This is a genomic window from Staphylococcus gallinarum (assembly GCF_000875895.1).
Lineage (GTDB): Bacteria > Bacillota > Bacilli > Staphylococcales > Staphylococcaceae > Staphylococcus > Staphylococcus gallinarum.
The window spans coordinates 1-241 of the sequence record NZ_JXCF01000047.1; the positions used below are offsets into that span (position 1 = coordinate 1).

A 241-nucleotide genomic window follows, 5' to 3' on the forward strand; every position below is an offset into this window, starting at 1 on the left:
TAAACCTTTTTCCAAATCATTCACGATTTCTTGATTTCTTTCATCATCATCAGTTAAAAAATCAGATGACTTAACCGAATATTTTGAGGTTTCTTTGATTGCTGCTTGAATATCTTTATCACCTTTTTGGTTAGGTTTGATCGCTTTAATATTTGCTACTGGCCGATAATTCACTTGTAATGCTTTTTGCCATAAACTAACCCATTCTTCTTGAGTTATATAATTAGCTTTATTCTTAAAA

General features: G+C 29.9%; 1 protein-coding gene. It reads right to left on the reverse strand.

Annotated features, from left to right (window positions below):
- Positions 1 to 241: protein rep (locus SH09_RS12405; RefSeq protein WP_042739962.1), on the reverse strand; the 241-nt coding region annotated here is incomplete at both ends.